The sequence below is a fragment of the Streptomyces sp. NBC_01244 genome, from assembly GCF_035987325.1.
Lineage (GTDB): Bacteria > Actinomycetota > Actinomycetes > Streptomycetales > Streptomycetaceae > Streptomyces.
In genome coordinates, this window is the sequence record NZ_CP108488.1 from 1,358,381 (window position 1) to 1,377,599 (window position 19,219).

A 19,219-nucleotide genomic window follows, 5' to 3' on the forward strand; every position below is an offset into this window, starting at 1 on the left:
TTCGACCGGCGCACTCTTTCCCCAGGAGATGCCCCAGGTCAAGCCGGATGTCCGATCCACCCCATCCGCCCGGTCTGGGCATGCCCGGCATGCCCTCTCCATCGGAACCGTCCTGTGGGGCGCCGGCCCTCTGTCGGGCCCGGGTGGTCGACCGTCCGCATCGCGGACGGCCAACTCCCGGCCCGGGGCCCGCCGCTGGTCTATCGCCGGTCGGCCGGTGAAGCGTCGCGGTCGGTGACGTCGGCCGACGCGGTCGCGCCCGATCCCGATCCCGATCCAGATCCGGAGCCCGCGCCCGAGCCCGCGACTGCCCGCGTGGCCGTGCGGGACGTCGAGGTGACCCGGACGGTGACGGCCGCCAGGGCCATCAAGGCGGCTCCGGCCAGCGGTGCCGCGGGCACCGAGATGCCGTCGACGGCGAGGCCGCCCGACAGCGCGCCCGCGGCGATCGCCAGGTTGAACATCGCCACCATCAACGAGGAGGCGGCCTCCGCGTCGTCCGGGGCGGCTTTGATCATCCAGCTCTGGAGGCTGACCGAGACCCCGCCGTACACGAGCCCCCAGGCCAGCAGCAGCACCGTAGCGGCGACCGTTCCCGGCACGAGGGCGATCAACGCCAGGATCACCGTGAGGGCGGCACCCACGGTGAACAGCGTGCGGTACGGGTCGCGCGCTCCCGCCAGGAAGTTGCCCGCCACGCCCGCGACTCCGTATCCGAGGAGGAGGGTGCTCACGTAGGCGGCGTTCACCCCGGACACGTCCTGCAGGATCGGCCGTACGAACGTGTAGGCCGTGAACTGCCCCGTCACCACCAGGAAGGTGACGACCACCCCGGCCCGGACCGCGCGGTTGCGCCGCAGCAGGGCGGGGAGCTGGGCGAAGGTGATGGTCCGGGTCGGCGGCAACGGCGGGAGCAGCAGGAGCAGGGCGGCCAGGGTGAGGACTCCGAGCCCGCCCACGGCCGCGAAGGCGAAGCGCCAGCCTCCGAGTTCGCCGAGCAGGGTCCCGGCGGGGACGCCGAGCACCGAGGCGGTGGGGACTCCGCCGAAGACGAGCGCGGTGGCCCGGCCGACCTGGTGCGCGGGGACGAGACGGACGGCGAGGCCGCCTGCTATGGCCCAGAACCCGCCGACGCTGACCCCTACGAGCAGCCGGGCCGCCAGCAGCACCCCGAAGTTCTGGGCCACGGCGGCGACCAGGTTGGCGACGGCCATCAGGGCGATCAGCACGACCAGCACCCACCGCCGGTCGAGGCGGCCGGCGCCAACGGTGACGAGGGGTGCGCAGAATCCCGCGACCAGCCCCGGCACGGTGACCATGAGCCCGGCGGTGCCGTCGGACACACCGAGATCGGCGCCTACCGGGGTGAGCAGACCTACGGGCAGCAACTCGGAGGTGATGAGGCAGAAGATACCGAGCGCCACCGCCCCCACCGCTCCCCACCCTCGCCATCCGGCGACGGCCTTGTCCGGCACGCGGTCCGGGACCGCGGCCGGCCCGGAATCCGATGCCGGGGTGTGGGCGTTGCCCGGCGGGTGCTTCGGCTCCGGGACGTGTGGTTCGTTCGGTTCGTTGCCGGGCGCGGTGGCTTCGGTCATGGGGCGGGACTCCGTACGGGTCAGGCAGGCGGGCAGGCTGGCGGGCGGCCCACCGGAGCGTTCCCGCCGGGCGGGCGGGGCCGTCCGGGGAGCCGGCACGGCAACGCGGAGCACCGGGGGTCGCGCCTCCCCCGGCATCCGCACTGTCGTTCCCATCCGAACCTTGTCCGGATTTCCGCGCCAGGTCCACCCCCCGTCCACGTGCGCGTTCTCCCGGACCGGTGAACCTCCCGTCACGGCAGAAACGATCACAGTGGCCCCGCAGGACCGTTCCGGCGGCGCCCACGGCGCTTCCCCACCCCGTGTTCCGCGCGCTCCCGCGCCCGAGCGCGGGAACCGGCCTCCGGCCCGTGCGGCATGGTGGTCCGATGCAGTTGCGCCGGGTCCTGCCCCTCTCCCTCGTCGCCCTCCTCGCGAGCGCCGGCTGCGTGTCGGTCGGCGGCCCGCGGGATGCCGAGGTGCCCGCGCGCGGCTCCGTACCGCCCGCCGACGCTCCGGAGCTCGGCCGACCGGCCGACGCGTCGCCCGCGGCCGATCCGGTCGGGCTCGCCGCCAAGCCGCTGCCCCTCGGTGAACTCCCGGCGAGGGCCGAAGCCGACCGGGCCGAAGCCGATCAGAACGGCGCCGACCGTGACGGCCGACCCGAACACGCCCGGCCCGCCGCCAAGGCCCCCCGCCCGGCGGCCGAACGGCGCTCGAAGCCTGCCGCGCCGCGCCGCGCGCACCCGCCCAAGACGGCCGCCGCCCGGCCCGACCGCCCCGCACGCGCCCCCGTACCGCCGCTGCCCCGCACGGACGAGCTGTGCGCGGCCGCGGAAGGTTCCCTGCCGCCTTCCATCGTGGATCTCTGCATCCGCCAGGCCGGCCGGTGAGCCGAGCCGCTGCCCGATCCGCTGACCCCATCCGCTGACCTGAGCCACTGGCCCGATCTGCCGGCCCGCTCTGCTGACCTGAGCCGCTGACCTGGCCCGATGGCCGCATATTCTGGGCGCGCTTGACTCTCACACCGTGTCAGGGCCTGCACTGGAAGGCGTCATGTTCACCATCGGAGACTTCGCCAAGCACGGCCGGGTGTCGGTCCGCATGCTGCGTCACTACGACGCACTCGGACTGCTGCACCCGGCCCGTGTCGACCCCGCCAGCGGCTACCGCTACTACGAGGCCGGGCAGCTCGCCCGCCTCAACCGTGTCATCGCGCTCAAGGAACTCGGCTTCAGCCTGGAACAGGTGGGGTCGATACTCGACGAGCTGGTGAGCGCGGAGGAGCTGCGCGGCATGTTGCGGCTGCGGCAGGCGGAACTGGAGTCGGCCATGGCCGCCGCGGCGGCCCGGCTGACCCAGGTCGAGACGAGGCTCCGGATCATCGAGAACGAGGGAACCATGTCTTCCATCGACATCGTCGTGAAGAGCCTTCCGCCCGTCCGCCTCGCCGAGTTGAGCGGGGTCGCGGGCAGCTACGAGGGGCAGGACATCGGCCCGGTCATCGGCCCGCTCTACGACGAGCTGTGCCGCCGCGTCGAGGCCACCGGCGTCACGCCGACCGCCCCGGGAATCGCGTACTACGAGGACGCCGGCGACCCGGAGCGGCCGGGCGCCGTCCTGGTCCACGCCGGGCTGCCGGTGGCCGCCTCCGTGCGTGCGGAGGACCTCGGCGGCGAGGTACGGATCGTCGTGCTGCCCGCCGTCGAGCGGGCGGCGACGGTCGTGCACCGGGGTTCGATGGACTCCGTCCTGCCGACCGCGCAGGCCCTGGCCCAGTGGATCGACGCGAACGGGGAGCGCTCCGCCGGCTACGCGCGCGAGGTGTCCCTGGCCTGCCCTGAGGACCGGGACCAGTGGGTCACCGAACTCCAGGAGCCGCTCGGCGCCTGAGGCCGGGCACCCCACCGGTTAGGCTCCGCTGATGCAACGCGTCCTCGTGGTCGGCATCAGCGGAGCCGGCAAGTCCACCCTGGCCCGGGAGTTGGGGCGGCTGCTCGCGCTGCCCTACCACGAGATGGACGAGCTGCACTTCTCCGGGCCGGGGTGGGCCGTCAGCCCTTCCTACCTCGCGGACCTGACCCGGATCGCGGAGGGCGACCGGTGGATCCTCGACTCCCACGGGCCGGAGTCCGCGCGCGAGGTGCTGTGGCGGCGGGCCGACACCGTGGTGTGGCTGGACCAGCCGCGCCGGACCGTCATGCGCCGGGTGCTGGTGCGCTCGCTGCGCCGCAGCCTGCTGCGGGAGCGGCTGTTCGGCGGCAACCGGGAGCGGTGGCGCGAGTGGCTGCTCGCCGACCACCCCGCGTGGTGGGCCTGGTCCCAGTACGGGGCCCGGCGTGCGGAGATCGGCGGGCTGGCCTGCGACGGGCGGTTCGCTCCGCTGCGGGTGGTGCGGCTGCGCTCCCCGAAGGCCGCCGAAGCCTGGCTGCGGGCTCAGCGACCGGCCGGGCGGCCGCCCGTCACGGAGCGGCCGCCCATCACGTAGGCCCGACCCCGTACGGCGCCCCGCACCGTTCCGCGCCGGGCCGTGCGCAGCCGGCGCATCGTGGCGTGGCCGCGGCGGCGCCACTCCGCCCGCGGCAGACCGGCGCGCTGACCGCCGCCGGTGATCAGGGCGTTGACCGGTGCGTGCGGGTCCGCGGCGAGACCCTTGGCGACCAGGACCCCGACCACGAGCGGGACCAGGGCCACGGCCAGAGCCGATCCGGCGGTGGTCACGTGCTGCTGCATGCGCGGGCGGCTCGCGGTGGTCGCGGTGGCGGTCACGGTGCCGGTGACGGTCTCGGAGGTCATGCCCCCATTCGATCAGCGGGGGCCGTCCCGGGAATCGGGCCGGATACTCAGGTCGTTGGGTGTGAGGTACTCAGAAGCGGACCGGACCGGACCGGATCAGTCAGGATCGGATCGGATCGGACGACGGAACCAGGGGAAGAGGGGACAGCCGTACGTGAACACACCCGGGCAGGGCTTCGAACCGGCCGACGGCGACGGCCCCGCACTCTCCGCAGCGGGACGGGCGGCGGAGCTGCGTACCGCCTACGCAGGCCTGTTGCAGATCCGTCGGCTCGTCAACGGCCCGTCGGGCGCCGGAGTTCCCGCCCCGTGGGAACTGCGCCTGATGCCGCGCGCGGTGGCCCTCGTACTGGAGGCGGCGGGCCTCCCGCCCTCGGCCCGGGATCCGCAGGACCCGGACGGGCGGCCGCGCACCCGGACCGGCTACCGGGTGGGCCCCGCCGCGTCCGGGGACGGCCGCGTCGAGGTGACCTGGGTCGGCCCGGCGGGCGGCGGCGCGGCCGAGGAGGAGCAGGAACGCCTCACGGCCTGCGCGGCCGCCCTCGAACGGTTGGGCTGGGTCTGTCTGCTGTACCGCGGCCCCCGGCGCCGCCGTTTCCTGGAGGTCGAACCGCCACCGACTCCCTGAGGGCGGCCCGAAATCCGGTACCCGCCGGGCACGGCGCCGGGGCACACTCGCCCGATGGGAATGCTCGACGTCCAGGCAGAACGTGTCCGCGCGGGCGCGACGGTGGAGTTCCGGCCCACCGGCACGTCCATGGTCCCGCTCGTCCACAGCCGGCAACGCGTCCGTGTCGCCCCGGCCCACCCCCCGCTGCTGGAACCGGGCGACATCGTGCTGGCCCGGGTCTCCGGCACGGTGTACCTGCACCTCGTCACGGCCGTGGACACCCCGCGCCGCCGGGTCCAGATCTCCAACAACCGCGGCCGGGTCAACGGCTGGACCGGCCACGACCGGGTCTTCGGCATCTGCCTCGCGGTGGACGACGTCCCCCGCCCCGGCGCGGCGGCAAAGGTCCGCGCGGCCGGGTCGGCGGGCACGCGCGGGCCCGGTTAGGCCGTCTCTTTCCCCGGGCCTGGTCCTCCCGGCCTCAGCCCGTCGATCCGCCGCAGGGTGTCCCGTAGCGCTTCGGCCAGCCGTTCGTCCTCGCGCATCTCCTGGTCCTGGTCGCCGAGGTACATGGGGATGCGGACGCGTTGCTCCGCCGCCGCCCGCAGGGTGGGCAGGGCCGGGGCGGCCGCGGGGCCCAGGACTGCGAGGATCCGGCAGACGTACGGGCCGAATCCGTCGCGCACCACATGGTCCAGGAAGGCGTCCAGCGACGGTCCAGTCGGCTCGTCCCCGGCGTGCAGCCACAGGGTGGCGAGGAGTCGCGGGTGCGCGCGGTCCGCGTCGGCGGTGTTCTCCCCGAGGCGGGCCAGGTGGTGGGGCTCCAGTCCGCCGTTGTCGGCCAGCCACTCCAGGATCCGGGCCGCCAGGGCGATGTCGCGCGGCCGGTCGCCCAGCCTGCCGAGCGTCTCTTCCGCCCGGCGGCGGTCCCCGGAGATCCGGATCAGGGCCATGGCGGTGTGCCCGGCCCGGGTGCCCGGCCCGTTCTCGGGGATCGAGTCGAGCAGGGGCAGGGCGTGGGCCGCCGCCGGACCGATGGCTCCGAGCGCGGCGATCAGGCTGCCCGCCAGGCGGCCCGCCTGCTGGTTCCGCGGGCCATCGTCCGCCCGGCCGCTCGCCGGCCCGGCCAGCAGCCCGGCCAGCAGCCCGGCCAGCATCCTGACCAGCACCGGCACCGCGGGGGCCGCGGCCGCTCCACACGCGCTCAGGACGGGCAGTGCCCGTCCCGCGTCGTAGGGCCCGGGCAGGTCCAGGGCCGCCGCGGCCGCCTCCACGAGCGTGGCGAGGTCCGTGCCGGGTACGTCGGCGAGCCCCCTGGCGGCCTCCCCGAGCTGCCACCCGCACGCCCCCGCGCGGACGATCCGGCAGAGCTCCGGCAGGGCCCGTACGTCCCCGATCCTGGCGAGCGCCAAGGTGGCCGTCGCCGCCCGGGCGGGGCCCGGCTCCGCCAGCTCCTCCCGGCACAGCCGGGCTGCCTCCAGCGAGGCCCCGAGCACGTGTGCGGCGGCCGGCCCCGACCAGGGGTCCGCCAGCAGCGGCCGCAGGTGCGGTACGAGCGCCTCCGGGGCCGCCCGCCAGTGACGCATCGCCTGCTCCGCCAGGTCCACGGCCGCGACGCGGGCCGCCTGCGCCGGACGCACCGCGAGCCGGGCGACCTGCTCGTAGCAGGTGCTCTCGTCGGTGGAACGGCGCGCCTTCAGCCCCCACACGGTGCCGATCCGCCATGCCAGCCGGCTGCCGGGGCCGCCGAGCCGCGTCCCGGCGGCGTCGAGGTCCGCGAGGACGGCTGCGCCTTCGGGAGCCTGGGTGGCGCGCAGTCTGACCGCCGGATCGGCGTCGGTGCGCAGCCGCTCCGCGAGACCCTCCCCGCCCCGCACGAGCAGGGCCTCGGCGAGCGCGAGGCGGGCCACGGGGTCGGGTGCGCCCGGGCCGTCCATGGGGGCGGTCAGGAGCTCCTCGGCCCGTGCCCGGTCCGCTTCGGCGAGCAGCCAGGCGGCGGCGCGCCGCACGGGCGGGTCGGGGTCGTCCAGCAGGGGCAGCGCGGTCCGGGCGCCGGCCGCACGGTGCTCGGCGCCGGATGCCAGATCGGTGAGCAGCCGGATCACCCACAGCCGTACGCCGCCCCGCGCGTCGGATGCCAGGGAGGCGAGCCGCCTCGCCTGGGGGCCGTCGGCGTCGCGGCGTACGGCGTCGAAGACCGCGGAGCGCGCCGCCCCGTAGCCGTGGCCGGTACGGTCCTGCGCGGCCTCTTCCAGCCAGGCGTCCACACAGTCGGCCGGGCCCTCGGGACCCGGCGGTCGGGGGCTCACGGCCCCGGGCGCAGAACGCCCTTTCGCATCGTCATGCCGTGGATCCTCGCCGGGCCGCCGGGCTCGGCGCAAGCGGATTCTCATCGGTAGCGACCGGCCAGTTCGGCCACCGCGTCCGCGAGGGCCCGGCGCAGCTCGGGCGGGCCGAGCACCTCGGCGTCCGCGCCGAGGCGGAGCAGGTCGCCGACGGCCACGGAGCCGGACTCGACGGCGAGTTCCGCTTCCGCCCAGCCCTCCGCGTCGGGCGGACCCGCGGTGGCGAGGGCGCGGACGCCCGCCGCCCCGAACCACATCGGCAGCAGGCGCCGGGCGTGCGGGGAGAGCCGTACGACGGCGGTCCGGCGGCGCGTGGCCGCCTCCAGGCGGCGGGCGGACTCCTCCCAGTACGCGGCGAGTTCGAACCCGTCGGGGCGCTCGAAGCGCTGCCCGGGGGTCTCCACGGAGAGGAACCGGCCCACCCGGTAGGTCCGCACGCCACCCCCGGCCTTCTCGGGAGCGGGAGCGGCCTCCCCGGGCTCCACCGCCTCCGCGGGCTCAACCGCCTGCCCCGGCTCCACCCCCTCCCCTGCCTCCACCAGCTCCGCGGCCCGGGCGGCGGCCAAGTACCAGATGCCGCCCTTGAGTACGAGTCCGAGCGGCCACAGCGCGCGGTGGACGGCGCCGCTCCAGCGGCGGTAGTGGGTGGTCAGGACCCGCTGTTCCCACACCGCCTCGGCGATCTGCGCGAGGTGCGGTACGGGGTCGGCGTCGCGGAACCAGGCGGGCGCGTCGAGGTGGAAGCGCTGCTGGATCCGGCGGGCCCGGTCGCCGAGTTCGGCGGGGAGAGCAGCCTGGAGTTTCAGTTGGGCGGCGGTGAGGTCCGCGCCGAGGCCGAGGTCCCGGGCGGGGCCGGGGGCGCCGGCGAGGAACAGGGAGCCGGCCTGGACGTCCGTCAGACCGGTGAGGCGGGTCCGGTAGCCGTCGACGAGCCGGAATCCGCCGGCGGGCCCGCGCTCGGTGTGGACGGGGATCCCGGAGGCGCCGAGCGCCTCGACGTCCCGGTACACCGTACGGACGGAGACCTCCAGCTCGGCGGCGAGTTCGGGGGCGGTCATCCGGCCGCGGTTCTGGAGCAGCAGGAGGAGGGAGAGGAGCCGGTCGGCGCGCATGCGGTCATTGTCCCGCTTACCTGACAGGAGGTGTCAGGTAAGCCGCCCAGGCTGTGCACGGACGGGCCGACGGCCCGCGGATCCCACAACCAGGAGGCCCCCGTGCCCACGCCGACGCACACGCCCGCGCCCACCCACACCACCACGACGACGACGCCCGTACCCACCGCGAACCGCTTCACCTTCAAGGACTGGGAGGAGCACCCGGTCGGCCCGGAAGGCGTCTTCCCCCGCTTGGCCCGCGCCACCGTCACCAACGCCTTCACCGGGGTCCTCACCGCCCCCGCGACGACCTGCGCCTACACCGTGGCCTACGCCGGGGAGAGCACCGGCACCTTCACCGGCATGGAGCTGGTCACCGGCGCCGTCGACGGCCGCGAAGGCTCCTTCGTCCTGGAGGAACACGGCACCTTCGACACCACCGGCACCCTCTGCCGCTTCACCGTGGTCCCCGGCTCGGGCACCGGCGGCCTCACCGGCCTCGCCGGCTCCGGCTCCTTCGCCCACCGCTACGGCGACACCTCGGTGGAATACGCCTTCGACCACGCCTTCGACCACTCCTCCGACGGCGGGGGCACCGCGACCGCTGATCAGTCGGCGTAGCGCAACAGGCGCAGCGCGTTCGCGACGACCACGAGGGTGGAGCCCTCGTGGACCAGGACCGCCGGGCCGATGCCGAGGCCCAGGGCGGTGGCCGGGACGAGCACGGCCACGATGCCGAGGCTCAGCCAGAGGTTCTGCCGGATGACGCGGCTCGCGCGGCGGCTCAGGCCGGTGATGAAGGGGAGCCTGCGCAGGTCGTCGGACATCAGGGCGATGTCCGCGGTCTCCAGGGCCACGACCGAACCGGCCGCGCCCATCGCCACGCCGACGGTGGCCCCGGCCATGGCCGGGGCGTCGTTGACGCCGTCGCCGATCATCGCCGTACGGGCCGTGCGGCGCAGCCGGGTCACCTCGGCGACCTTGCCCTCGGGCAGCAGACCGCCCCGGACCTCGTCCATGCCGATCGCGCGGCCCACCGCGTCGGCCACCCGCTGGTCGTCGCCCGACAGCATCACGGTCCGCTGCACCCCGAGCCCCCGCAGGGCGGCCACCGCCGCGGCGGCTTCGGGGCGCGGGGCGTCCATCAGGCCGAGCGTGCCGAGCCAGCGGTTGCCGCGGCGGACCAGCATGGTGGTGCGGCCGGTCCGGGCGAGTTCCTCCGTACGGTCGCGGAGCCGAGCCGGTACGGGCGGGCCCGCGAGGGTGTCCGCGTAGGCGAGGCTGCCGATGTGGACGGCCTCCCCGTCGAGCTCGGCGACGACTCCGCGGCCGATGACGGCCCGCAGGCTCCCCGCCTCGGAGGTGGCGGCCCCCTCCAGGAGTCCCGCGCCGTCGCGGACCACGGCCTGGGCCAGGGGGTGGTCGCTGAGGCGCTGCGCGGCGACGGCGGTGCGCAGCAGCTCCTCGCGTCCGGCGGCGTGGACGGGCTCGATCTCGGTGAGGCGCGGCCGGCCCTCGGTCAGGGTGCCGGTCTTGTCGAAGGCGATGGTCCGCAGCCGGCCGAACTCCTCCAGCGGCGCCCCGCCCTTGACCAGTACTCCCCCGCGTGCCGCCCGGCCCACCGCGCTGAGCACGGCGGCCGGTGTGGCGATGGCCAGGGCGCAGGGGCTGGCGGCGACGAGGACGGCCATGGCGCGGTAGAAGGTGTCGGCGAAGGGCTCGCCGGTGAGCGCGCCGACGGCGAGCAGGACGGCGACGAGCACGAGGACGCCCGGTACGAAGAACTTCGTGAACCGCTCGGTGAACCGCTGGGTCGGCGAGGTGCGCTCCTCGGCGTCCTGGACCAGCTTGACGACCCTGGCCAGGGTGTTTTCCCCGGCGAGGCGGGTGACCGCGATGTCGAGGGTGCCGGAGCCGTTGACCGTGCCTGCGTAGACGCGGCTCTCGGGGCCGGTCGCGCCCGGGTCGGCGAGGGCGGCGGCCCGGTCGGCGACGGGGGCCTTGTCGGCGGGGACGCTCTCGCCGGTGATGGGCGACTGGTCGACGCTGCTGGTGCCCGCGGCGACGAAACCGTCGGCCGGAACGCGGGTGTGGGGGCGGACGACGACGGTGTCGCCCACGGCCAGCTCCTCGACCGGGACCTCCACCGGCGCCCCCGGACCCCGGCGCACCAGGGCGGTACGCGGGGCCAGCGCGCCGAGGGCTTCGATGGAGCGGCGGGCCCGGCCCATGGCGTAGCCCTCCAGGGCGTGGCCGAGGCTGAAGAGGACGAGCAGGACGGCGCCCTCCTCCCACCGCCCGATCGCGGCGGCGCCGGCCGCGGCGACGAGCATGAGGAAGTCGACCTGGAAGCGGCCGCCGCGTACGGCGAGCAGGGCCTCACGGAAGGTGAAGAACCCGCCGAAGGCGTACGCCGCGATGAAGAGGGCCTGCGGGGCGGGGCCTGCGTAGCCGGTGACCGGCATGGAACCGGGCCGCTCACCGAACCGGACGCCGCCGCCGTGGCCGAAGTCCTGCAGGGCCTGGCCTCCCCGGCCAGGATCCGCATCCTCGCCCGTCTGCTGCACGCCCCCTGCTCGGTCGGCGAGCTGGCCGAGGCACTCGACCTCGGCCAGCCCACCGTCTCGAACCATCTGCGGCTCCTGCGCCACCTCGACCTGGTGACCGGCCGCCGCGACGGACGCAGCGTGATCTACGAACTCCACGACGCGCACGTCGCGGCCCTGCTCCGGCAGATCCTGGCGCACGTCCACCACGGCGGACGCCCGTAGGAACCGCCCGGTCCCGCTACGGCGCGCCGAAGGTGAGCGTCAGCTTCGGGCTGCCCTCGTTGGCCGCGGCCTCGGAGGACCACAGCCACAGCGCGTCCGTCCCGGCGCTGCTCAGCGCCAGGCTGTACGCGCTGCCGAGCGCGCCCGCGAGAGCGGTCTTGTCCAGGCCGGTCGTGTGGACGGCCGACCCCTCCGGGACGCCCGCGAAGCTGCCGAGCGCCGGGCCCCCGAGTGCCGGGCGGTTTGCGTACGTGGTCCCGGCTTCGGTCCAGGAGCCGGTGACCGGGAGCACGGACACCGTGTCCGTCGTACCGGCGCCGCTCATGGTGCTGGTCTTCACGCTCAGCGTGGCCGCCTTGAGCACCGTGCCGGCGGGGGCCGCGGGCAGGTTGAACCGCAGGTAGCCCGCGTAGAACGAGGTTCCGCGCACCGCGAGCGAGCCGGACGTCCCGTAATTGGTGGTCGGGGCGCCCGCGTTGGCGTACGTGTCCTCAGCGGCCTGGACCACGACGACCGAGTCGGCCGGGGCGGAGGCCAGGGTGTGGTGGTTCTGCACCTGGGCCGCGCTCAGGACCGTCGGGTAGACGGCCGTCTCGTCCAGCCGGCCCGCCCAGTACTCGCTGATCGGACGGTCCGGCCAGCCGCCGAGGCTGTCGCCGCCCACGTGCCAGTAGCCCGCGAAGTTCTCGTGCGCGGTGAAGCCCAGCGTGCCCTTCTGGACTCCGTCCACGTACAGGGTCATGCCGCCCGGGCCCTGGGTCGCGACGACGTGGTGCCACTGGTTGTCGTTGTACGCGGCGGCGGTCGTGACGGTGTGGGTTCCGCCGCTGTAGACGCCGTAGACGAGCCGGCCGTCGTTGGTCATGTAGACGTGCTTGTCGTACTGACTGCTGCCGCGCGACTGGTTGTTGCCGAACCCGACGAGCTTGCCGCCCCTCGTGGTGTTCGTCTTGAACCAGGTCTCGATGCTGTACGTGGAGCCGACGTTCTGGCGGCGGTCCCCGTACACCTGGGTGTCCGTGCCGTTGAAGCCGATGGCCGTGCTCGCGCCCGAGACCGCACCGGGCGTCTGGCGCAGGGCGGGTGCGTTCAGGTGCACACCGCTCTGATTGCCGCCGTCCGAGGAGTCCGCGACGAAGGGCAGGGCCGACTCGTCGTAGCGCCAGAACAACTGGGCGCCGTCCGCGCGGACCGCACTGGGGTACGCGTCGGGCGAGTTCGGCACGGTCACGCTCGCCGTGCCCGACAGGGCGCTGGTGTTGCCGGCCGCGTCGGTGGCGGTCACCCGGTAGGTGTAGGTCTGTCCCGCGGTGACGGTGGTGTCGGTCCAGGAGGCCTGCGGGCGGCGGAAGAACAGCGAGTCCGCCGCGACCGTGGCGATCGGCGTGGCCGCGGCGTTGCGGTAGACCTTGTACGTGAGCGTGCCGTCGTCCAGGTCGAGGCTGGTGCGCCAGCGCACCTGCACCTCACCGGGCTTGAAGCTCACGGCGCTCGCCACCGGGACGCTGGGCGCGCCCGTGTCCCCGGTGGAGGCGAAGCGCGTCAGGCTCTGCTGCGCCGAACCGTTGACGGTGGTGAACTCGCCGCCCACCCAGAGGTACCGGACGCCGCCCTTGGAGCCGACCGCCATCACGCGCGGGCCGATGCCCTCGCCGATGCCGTCGTTGGTGTCGGGAGCCCAGCCCAGCTTGCCGGTCGCGGTGGTCGGCTGGGCCAGCAGGTGGTGGCGCTGGCCGTCCGGGAACTCGCCGATGCTGGAGCAGTCGTGCGCGTGCGAGGCGCTGTAAAGCACGTCCTGGTACGGGAGCACGGCCTGGGTCGCGCCGAGGCAGGTGTCGCGCCAGCGCTGGCCGAAGTCGCTCAGGTTGAGGGCGATCCGGCCGTCGAAGACGCCTCCGCCCGTTCCCTCGTTGGCGGTGTAGAAGCCGGTGGCGTCGGTGGCGATGTCCTTGACCACCGAGTTGGTATCGACGAACCCGGGGTAGGCCTTGGTGACGGCGCCGGTGGTCGCGTCGACGACGGCGAGGGCGTGGCTGTTCGTACCGCCCACGGTGAAGAAGTCACCGCCCAGGACCACGTTCTCGCCGTCGGGGGTGAGCTCTACGGCCCGGCCCGGCTCGTCGGCGTTCGCGGTGAAGGGCTTCAGCGTGCCGTCGGCCGCGTCGACGGCGGCGAACCGCTCGCGCGGCTGGCCCGCGACGGTGAGGAAGTCGCCGCCCGCGTACACGGTGTCGCCGGTGACGGCGAGGGCCCGGACGGTGGCCGCGAAGGCGGGCCGGAAGCCGGTCTTCACGGTGCAGGTCGCCACGTCGATGGCGGCGAGGCTGGAGACCGCGGTGCCGTTGACGGCGCCGAAGTAGCCGCCCGCGTACAGGGTCGCTTTGTCCGGCGAGAGGACGAGCGCACGGACGGTGGCGGTTCCGGAGCCCACGGTGAAGGACAGCTTGCAGGAGGTCGGGGCGCCCGTCGCGGCATCGAGCGTCGCGAAGTTCACCGCCTCCTGCTCGGTTCCGGCGGCGCCGTCCGGCGGGCGGACCTCGGAGAAGGTGCCGCCGACGAAGACCTGGTCGCCCGCCTCGGCCAGGGCCCAGACGACACCGTTGGCCTGCCAGGTGGGCAGTTCGTCGGCGGTGAAGGCCACCGGCGGGGTGATGGCCGCGGCCTCTTCGACGAGGCCGAGGCCCATGGCCGTGCAGGTGCCGGCCAGCGCCAGGGTGAGAGCTGTGGCCAGCCCTCTGGATCTACGCATGAACCCCCCAGTTCGGAAAACGAAAGCGAAAACGGAATACGGAGTGCGGCACATCGAATGGCTGGAAACCATCGTACGGATGTCCACGACCGTGACCACGGCACCCTAGGGGGAATCCCGGTTCCGTTCACCGCACTTGACGCATCACATGCCAAGTCACACCGCCCGCCCGCACCCCGAAGCCGGACCCGGCCCCCGACGAGCCCGGACCCGCCCGTCCGCGACGCGTCCGCTCCGTGGGACGCCGGGTCCGTTCTCGCGATTGCCGCCCCACCCGGGCCCGCGCCCCTCTACGGTGCCCTGGGAGGACGGCACGGCACGGGCGGGAGCGCACGCCCGGGGACGTACGCGGGCGCGGGACCGGAGGGGCGGAGCGGGATGAGCGACGAAGAAGACACGCGGCTGGCGAGGATGACCCCCGAGATCTCCCGCCGCACCCTGACCCTGCTCCGCGGTCTGGCCGGGCTCGAACCACCGGAGCAGGTGCCCGAGGAAGCGATGCACGCCGCCGACGAGGTCCTCGCGGAGTACGGCACGGACGGGCTCCGCGTGCTGGTGATGACCCTGGCGGCCTGGGCGACGGCACAGATCGAGAACGTCTCCGAACTGAGCGGGCGCAGCCACGAGGCCGTCCTCGACGCCATGGAGCTGGCCTGCCTGGAGGCCGGTGCGGAGGAGTAGCCGGGCCGCACTCGCGGTCCGCGGGGTTTGCGCCGCCGAAAATCGGACAATTCTCCGGAGACGGACGCCCCGGATTCGGTCCGGCGTCGGCGACACTGGGGGGAGCGGGGGGTCCCGATCGGAGGCCGTCGTGAGCACACCTTCCCCCATCCGGATCGCTGCCGTCCTGTCGACCGAACACCGTGGACGGCTCATGTCGCACGCCCGTGAGGTCAATTTCCGCGAGGGCGCGCGGATCTTCGACGAGGGCACCAGGGCGGACTCCTTCTGGATCGTGCGCTCCGGCACGGTGACCTTGGAGATCCCGGTACCGGGTCGCCGGCCCACGCCCATCGAGAGCCTGGGCCCCGGAGAACTGGTCGGCTGGTCGTGGCTGTTCCCGCCGTACGTGTGGCAGTTGGGCGCCGAGGCCATGACGCCGGTCCGCGCGTACGAGTTCGACGCCACGACCGTACGGATGCTCATGGACGCCGACCCGGCCTTCGGGTCCGCCCTCGGCCACTGGGTCGGACGGGTGCTCGCGCTGCGGCTGCACCAGACGCGGACCCGCCTCATGGACCTGTACGCGCCACGTCTCGCCGCCAGCTGATCCGGACGGGTTCGGGCCGATTCCGCCGACCGCTCCCCCACAGGTCAGCCGCCTCCGACCCACTGCGGTCTGCGGTCATGCGTGCGCGCTGCGTGACGAGAAGTAGAGGTGCGAACGGGCGTTCCGGTTCCGCATGGGCAAGACTCGCGTCCGTTATCCGACGCAACGACGCGAGGAGTGTTCGACATGCGATCCGTCACCAGGACCCTGGGACTGTCGTCCGCCGCCATGGGGCTCACCGCCCTCACCGCCCTCACCGGCTCGGGCGTCGCCGGAGCCGCGCCCGCCGGCACCGAAAGCCTGTACGCCCCGTCCGCGCTCGTCCTGAGCGTCACCGACGGCGAGGACGCGGCGAGCGGTACGGTGCTGCGCGCGGTCACGCTGGTCTGCGCGCCCCGGCCCGGCGGAACCCACCCGGACCCGGACGCGGCGTGCGCCGAGTTACAGGCGTACGCCCCCGAGCTGGACGCGCTCGCCGAGCCGCGCCCCGACGCGGCGTGTACCCGGGAGTGGAGCCCGCTGACCGTCACCGCCGAAGGCGTGTGGCAGGGCCGCCGGATGAACTACTCCTACACCTACGCCAACCCGTGCGCCCTGTGGAACACCACCGGCACGGTCTTCACCATCTGAGCCGCAGATCAGCCCAGCTCCAGACTCGTGACCCCGTACATGCCGGTCAGGTCGAGGTCCGGCTCCTGGCCGGTGTACATCCGGGCGGTCTCGAAGGTCGGGGTCAGGCCCAGTCCGCCCAGTAGGGCGGCGGCCCGCGGATGGGCGTCCGGTACGTCCACGGCGACCTTGCCGTCGGGAGTCCGCTCGGCGAGCCGGAACAGCAGGGCGGCGGCGACGGCCGGGTCGGCGGCGTAGAGCGGGCCGATCCGCGGGGCGCCGCTGCCCGGCCGGACGACGCCGAGCCCCTCGACCCGGCCGTCCCGGACCGCGGCGAGGGCGGTACGGCCGGGTAGACCGACCCAGGCGGCGAGGAAGGCGTCGCGCGGCTCGGGGAAGAACCTCCGGTCGTACGCGGCGAGTTGCCCGAAGGGCAGGGTGGCGGCGTCCACGATCCGCACCCCGGACGGCGCCTGGGGCGGGGGTTCCCCGGCCGTCCGCGGAACCCCCTCGTGGCGGACGTTGTTCCAGGCCGAGCGGAAGCCGGACTTGCGGTAGTTGTGCTGCTGCTCGACCACCCCGTCCAGGCCGACGAGCCGCCCGTCGAGCCGCTCCATTCCGGCCTTCCACAGCCGGATCCCGTAGCCCTGACCGCGGACGTCGGGCCGGGCGATGTAGAAGCCGATGAAACCGAAGCCGGCGCCGTACCGGACCGCCGAGATGCAGGCGACGGGCTCCCCGCGGAGCCGCCCGACGAGGAAACCGCCCGGATCGGCGACGGCGAACGCGAACCGGTCGGAGTCCCCGGGATTCCAGCCCTCCTCGTCGGCCCAGTCCCGGAGCAGCGCCATGTCGGCGGCGCTCGCGCCGTTGATCTCGAATCCAGTCAGTCCCGTCATGTCCGATGTTGTACCAGATCCACCCCTGCGACCCGTGCGCCCCCGCGCGAGGCCCGCAAGGGGCGCGGGGGCCGCCCGGATCGGGGCCCGGCCGGGCTCAACCACCCGTCAGGAGACGGGTGAACGCCTCGAGGTCGGCCTCCCGGTGCAGATCGCTCACCTGCCCGTCGCCCACCTCCACGACCCGCCAGGCTCCGTCCGCGCGCAGCGCGAGGTCCGTGGTGACGAAGGCGCAGCCGAGTTCCGCGACGGCGGCCCGCACTGGTCCGAGGTCCGGCGCCGCGGCCTCGGCGTACGGGCTGTCGGGGTGGGCGGTGACCAGCCGGGGCTCACCGTCGCGCCACCAGACCCGCACCTCGGTGGCCACGCCCTCGGCCGCCGTGAACTGTTCGAAGGCGCGCAGCACCACCCCGCCGGCCAGGTCCTCGCCCTGGAGTTCCACGAAGCGGTTCACCACGCGGTGGACGGCGGCCCGGTCCGCGAGGTCGGGGAGGTGACAGGCCTCGGCCCACTGGTGCTTGCGGGATTTGACGTAGTCCTTGACGATGCCGGCGCGGGAGGGGAGCGCCGCGGCGGCGCCCGCGAGCCGGTCCGGCTCCGGGGTCCGGCCCGGGGGTGTCGCCAGCCACCGACTGGGCGGGGTCAGCCCGGCGAACGCCTCGTACCAGCCCGGGAGTTCATGGGCGCGCCGGTACGCGTCCGGAGCGACGCGCAGTGCGCATCCGCGCTCGCGCAGGGCCGCGTCGAGCTCGGCGTACCGGGCCGCCGGGATCATCCAGCCCCGGTACCAGAGCGCCCCCGCCCCGGCGGGCACCCGTGCCACGGCCCGGCCGGCGTCGCGGGCGAGCAGCGCGTCGTGGTCGATGAGCCCGACGGCGCCCCCGGCGGCGCGCACCGCGCGTGCCTCCTCGGCGAAGTGGGCGTCGGCCCGGCGCTCGTTCAGCGGATCGGAGCAGTACAGGACGGTGGTCGACATGCCGCCACCCTACGGATGTCCGCGCGCAGCCGAGTCCCGGATGCACCGGTCGCCCCCCTGTGGTGACGCGGGAGAAACCCGTGGAGAACGCCGTCCGGGCTGCCTAGAGTCGGCCCCATGGGAAAGCCGCTCGTCGCAGTGTTCAGTGGGGCCGGGATGTCCACCGATTCGGGGATTCCCGACTACCGGGGGCCGCAGGGGTTGTGGCGGCGGGAGGCCGACGCCGAGAAGCTCGTGACCTACGCGTACTACATGGCCGATCCGGAGATCCGGCGCCGGTCCTGGCTGATGCGCGCCGAGATCGGGGCCCTGGGGGCGCGGCCGAACGCCGCTCACCTCGCCGTCGCCGAGCTGGAGCGCGCCGGGATCCCGCTGCGGGTGATCACCCAGAACGTGGACGGTCTGCAGCAGCTCGCCGGGACCTCCGCGCGCAAGGTGTTCGAACTGCACGGCACGGCGCGGTCCGTGGTGTGCACGGCCTGTCATGCCCGTTCGGGGATGGACGAGGCGCTGGCCCGGGTGGCCGCCGGGGACCCGGATCCGGCCTGCCTCGGGTGTGGCGGGATCCTGAAGGCGGCGACCGTGATGTTCGGGGAGCGGCTGGATCCCGAGGTGCTGGCGCGGGCCGTCGCGGTCGCCAAGGGGTGCCAGGTCTTCGTGGCGGTGGGCTCGACGCTCCAGGTGCAGCCCGCGGCCTCGCTGGCCGGGATGGCCGCGGAGGCCGGGGCCCGCCTGATCATCGTGAACGCGCAGGAGACCCCGTACGACTCCCTCGCCGACGAGGTGATCCGCGAGCCCATCGGGACGGCGCTGCCCGCCCTGCTGGCGCGGATCGCCGCGGACGGCGCGCTCCTCTAGCCGGCCGGGCCGAGCGGCGCCGGTCCTTGCCGGCCCGCCTCAGCCCGCCTCGGCTCGCCTCAGCCCTCGTCGGCCGCCCGCCGCATCTCCGCCACGTCGAGCTTCTTCATCTTCATCATCGCGGCCGTCGCCCGTGCGGCCCGTCCCGGGTCGGGGTCGGAGATCAGCTCGATGGCCCCGGCCGGGATGACCTGCCACGACAGCCCGAACTTGTCCTTGACCCAGCCGCAGGCGGATTCCTGGCCGCCGTCCGCGGTCAGCGCCTCGTAGTAGTAGTCCGCCTCGGCGTCGTCGGCGCAGTGGATCTGGAAGGAGACCGCCTCGGTGAAGGGGAACTGGGGGCCGCCGTTGAGGCCGACGAACTTCTGGCCGTTGATCTCGAACTCGACGACCATGACCTCACCCGCGACGCCGGGGCTCCCCTCGGGGTAGAGGCCGACGCGGCCGCGCTCGCCGTCCTTGAAGACCGACAGGTAGTAGTCGGCTGCGGCCTCCGCCGCACCGTCGAACCACAGACACGTGGTGAAGGGGGTGCTGGCCATGACTTGCCTCCAGAGTGTGCGGGGTGGGGAAATCCGTCCCGCACATACAGACCGGTCCCGGCCCCGAAACTCATCGGTGGGGTCGGGACCGGTCCGTGTCCAGCCCGGAATGCACTCCTGCGG

20 protein-coding genes are annotated in these 19,219 nt (G+C 74.4%); 11 read left to right on the forward strand and 9 right to left on the reverse strand.

Translation table 11 applies throughout. The annotated features are described in order from the left end of the window. Nucleotides 1–200 precede the first annotated feature (200 nt). Nucleotides 201–1,598 carry an MFS transporter gene (locus OG247_RS05780; RefSeq protein WP_327251188.1) on the reverse strand — a complete coding sequence of 466 codons (1,398 nt, stop codon included), beginning with the start codon at nucleotides 1,596–1,598 and terminating at the stop codon, nucleotides 201–203. Nucleotides 1,599–1,966: 368 nt separating this feature from the next. On the opposite strand from OG247_RS05780, the gene OG247_RS05785 reads away from it, so the two are divergent. The 3 genes from OG247_RS05785 (at nucleotide 1,967) to OG247_RS05795 (ending at nucleotide 4,065) form a co-directional block, all read left to right on the forward strand. After that, nucleotides 1,967–2,470: a hypothetical protein gene (locus OG247_RS05785; RefSeq protein ID WP_327251189.1), complete on the forward strand. Its 504-nt coding sequence runs from the start codon at nucleotides 1,967–1,969 to the stop codon at nucleotides 2,468–2,470. Between the two features lie 163 nt (nucleotides 2,471–2,633). Continuing rightward, complete coding sequence (locus tag OG247_RS05790) at nucleotides 2,634–3,470, forward strand: MerR family transcriptional regulator (protein ID WP_327251190.1); 837 nt, start codon at nucleotides 2,634–2,636, stop codon at nucleotides 3,468–3,470. A 31-nt stretch (nucleotides 3,471–3,501) separates the two neighbouring features. Next, nucleotides 3,502–4,065, forward strand: coding sequence for an adenylate kinase (locus tag OG247_RS05795; RefSeq protein WP_327251191.1), 564 nt, complete (start codon nucleotides 3,502–3,504; stop codon nucleotides 4,063–4,065). On the opposite strand, the gene OG247_RS05800 is transcribed toward OG247_RS05795, so the two are convergent. Then, a complete protein-coding gene (locus OG247_RS05800) occupies nucleotides 4,014–4,373 on the reverse strand; it encodes a hypothetical protein (protein WP_327251192.1) in 360 nt (119 codons plus the stop codon). The two genes, OG247_RS05795 and OG247_RS05800, sit on opposite strands and share 52 nt — an antisense overlap. 154 nt (nucleotides 4,374–4,527) lie before the next feature. On the opposite strand from OG247_RS05800, the gene OG247_RS05805 reads away from it, so the two are divergent. Then, the gene (locus tag OG247_RS05805; RefSeq protein ID WP_327251193.1) at nucleotides 4,528–5,001 is read left to right on the forward strand and encodes a hypothetical protein; all 474 of its coding nucleotides are present in this window, start codon (nucleotides 4,528–4,530) and stop codon (nucleotides 4,999–5,001) included. A gap of 54 nt (nucleotides 5,002–5,055) precedes the next feature. Next, nucleotides 5,056–5,430: a S26 family signal peptidase gene (locus OG247_RS05810; RefSeq protein ID WP_327251194.1), complete on the forward strand. Its 375-nt coding sequence runs from the start codon at nucleotides 5,056–5,058 to the stop codon at nucleotides 5,428–5,430. On the opposite strand, the gene OG247_RS05815 is transcribed toward OG247_RS05810, so the two are convergent. Together OG247_RS05815 and OG247_RS05820 are read right to left on the reverse strand one after the other, a co-directional pair. Beyond that, nucleotides 5,427–7,292 carry a hypothetical protein gene (locus tag OG247_RS05815; RefSeq protein WP_327251195.1) on the reverse strand — a complete coding sequence of 622 codons (1,866 nt, stop codon included), beginning with the start codon at nucleotides 7,290–7,292 and terminating at the stop codon, nucleotides 5,427–5,429. The two genes, OG247_RS05810 and OG247_RS05815, sit on opposite strands and share 4 nt — an antisense overlap. Before the next feature lie 80 nt (nucleotides 7,293–7,372). After that, nucleotides 7,373–8,440 (reverse strand): helix-turn-helix transcriptional regulator, encoded by a 1,068-nt coding sequence (locus OG247_RS05820; RefSeq protein ID WP_327251196.1) that lies wholly within the window; start codon nucleotides 8,438–8,440, stop codon nucleotides 7,373–7,375. 102 nt (nucleotides 8,441–8,542) lie between these two features. Here OG247_RS05820 and OG247_RS05825 point away from each other — a divergent pair, with 102 nt between their 5' ends. Further along, a complete protein-coding gene (locus tag OG247_RS05825; RefSeq protein WP_327251197.1) occupies nucleotides 8,543–9,043 on the forward strand; it encodes a DUF3224 domain-containing protein in 501 nt (166 codons plus the stop codon). Here the strand turns inward: OG247_RS05825 and OG247_RS05830 are convergent. After that, nucleotides 9,031–10,887: a heavy metal translocating P-type ATPase gene (locus tag OG247_RS05830; protein ID WP_327251198.1), complete on the reverse strand. Its 1,857-nt coding sequence runs from the start codon at nucleotides 10,885–10,887 to the stop codon at nucleotides 9,031–9,033. The genes OG247_RS05825 and OG247_RS05830 overlap by 13 nt on opposite strands. Before the next feature lie 36 nt (nucleotides 10,888–10,923). Here OG247_RS05830 and OG247_RS05835 point away from each other — a divergent pair, with 36 nt between their 5' ends. Next, on the forward strand, nucleotides 10,924–11,193 hold the full coding sequence (locus OG247_RS05835) for an ArsR/SmtB family transcription factor (protein WP_327251199.1): 270 nt from the start codon (nucleotides 10,924–10,926) through the stop codon (nucleotides 11,191–11,193). A gap of 16 nt (nucleotides 11,194–11,209) precedes the next feature. Here OG247_RS05835 and OG247_RS05840 read toward each other — a convergent pair whose 3' ends face one another. Beyond that, nucleotides 11,210–13,942: a DNRLRE domain-containing protein gene (locus tag OG247_RS05840; RefSeq protein ID WP_327251200.1), complete on the reverse strand. Its 2,733-nt coding sequence runs from the start codon at nucleotides 13,940–13,942 to the stop codon at nucleotides 11,210–11,212. A 378-nt stretch (nucleotides 13,943–14,320) separates the two neighbouring features. Between OG247_RS05840 and OG247_RS05845 the strand changes: the two genes are divergently transcribed. From OG247_RS05845 to OG247_RS05855, 3 genes are all read left to right on the forward strand, one after another. Continuing rightward, nucleotides 14,321–14,623, forward strand: coding sequence for a hypothetical protein (locus OG247_RS05845; RefSeq protein WP_327251201.1), 303 nt, complete (start codon nucleotides 14,321–14,323; stop codon nucleotides 14,621–14,623). 130 nt (nucleotides 14,624–14,753) lie between these two features. Then, nucleotides 14,754–15,212 (forward strand): Crp/Fnr family transcriptional regulator, encoded by a 459-nt coding sequence (locus tag OG247_RS05850; RefSeq protein ID WP_327251202.1) that lies wholly within the window; start codon nucleotides 14,754–14,756, stop codon nucleotides 15,210–15,212. 186 nt (nucleotides 15,213–15,398) lie between these two features. Beyond that, on the forward strand, nucleotides 15,399–15,842 hold the full coding sequence (locus OG247_RS05855) for a subtilase-type protease inhibitor (RefSeq protein ID WP_327251203.1): 444 nt from the start codon (nucleotides 15,399–15,401) through the stop codon (nucleotides 15,840–15,842). Nucleotides 15,843–15,850: 8 nt separating this feature from the next. Here the strand turns inward: OG247_RS05855 and OG247_RS05860 are convergent, their stop codons facing one another. After that, nucleotides 15,851–16,720 carry a GNAT family N-acetyltransferase gene (locus OG247_RS05860; RefSeq protein ID WP_327251204.1) on the reverse strand — a complete coding sequence of 290 codons (870 nt, stop codon included), beginning with the start codon at nucleotides 16,718–16,720 and terminating at the stop codon, nucleotides 15,851–15,853. Nucleotides 16,721–16,817: 97 nt separating this feature from the next. Next, entirely contained in the window at nucleotides 16,818–17,696 is an 879-nt protein-coding gene (locus OG247_RS05865; RefSeq protein ID WP_327251205.1) for an ATP-grasp domain-containing protein, read from the reverse strand. 117 nt (nucleotides 17,697–17,813) lie between these two features. Here OG247_RS05865 and OG247_RS05870 point away from each other — a divergent pair, with 117 nt between their 5' ends. Then, the gene (locus OG247_RS05870) at nucleotides 17,814–18,554 is read left to right on the forward strand and encodes an SIR2 family NAD-dependent protein deacylase (RefSeq protein WP_327251206.1); all 741 of its coding nucleotides are present in this window, start codon (nucleotides 17,814–17,816) and stop codon (nucleotides 18,552–18,554) included. Between the two features lie 59 nt (nucleotides 18,555–18,613). Here the strand turns inward: OG247_RS05870 and OG247_RS05875 are convergent, their stop codons facing one another. Further along, nucleotides 18,614–19,096, reverse strand: coding sequence for a VOC family protein (locus OG247_RS05875; protein WP_327251207.1), 483 nt, complete (start codon nucleotides 19,094–19,096; stop codon nucleotides 18,614–18,616). Nucleotides 19,097–19,219 lie beyond the last annotated feature (123 nt).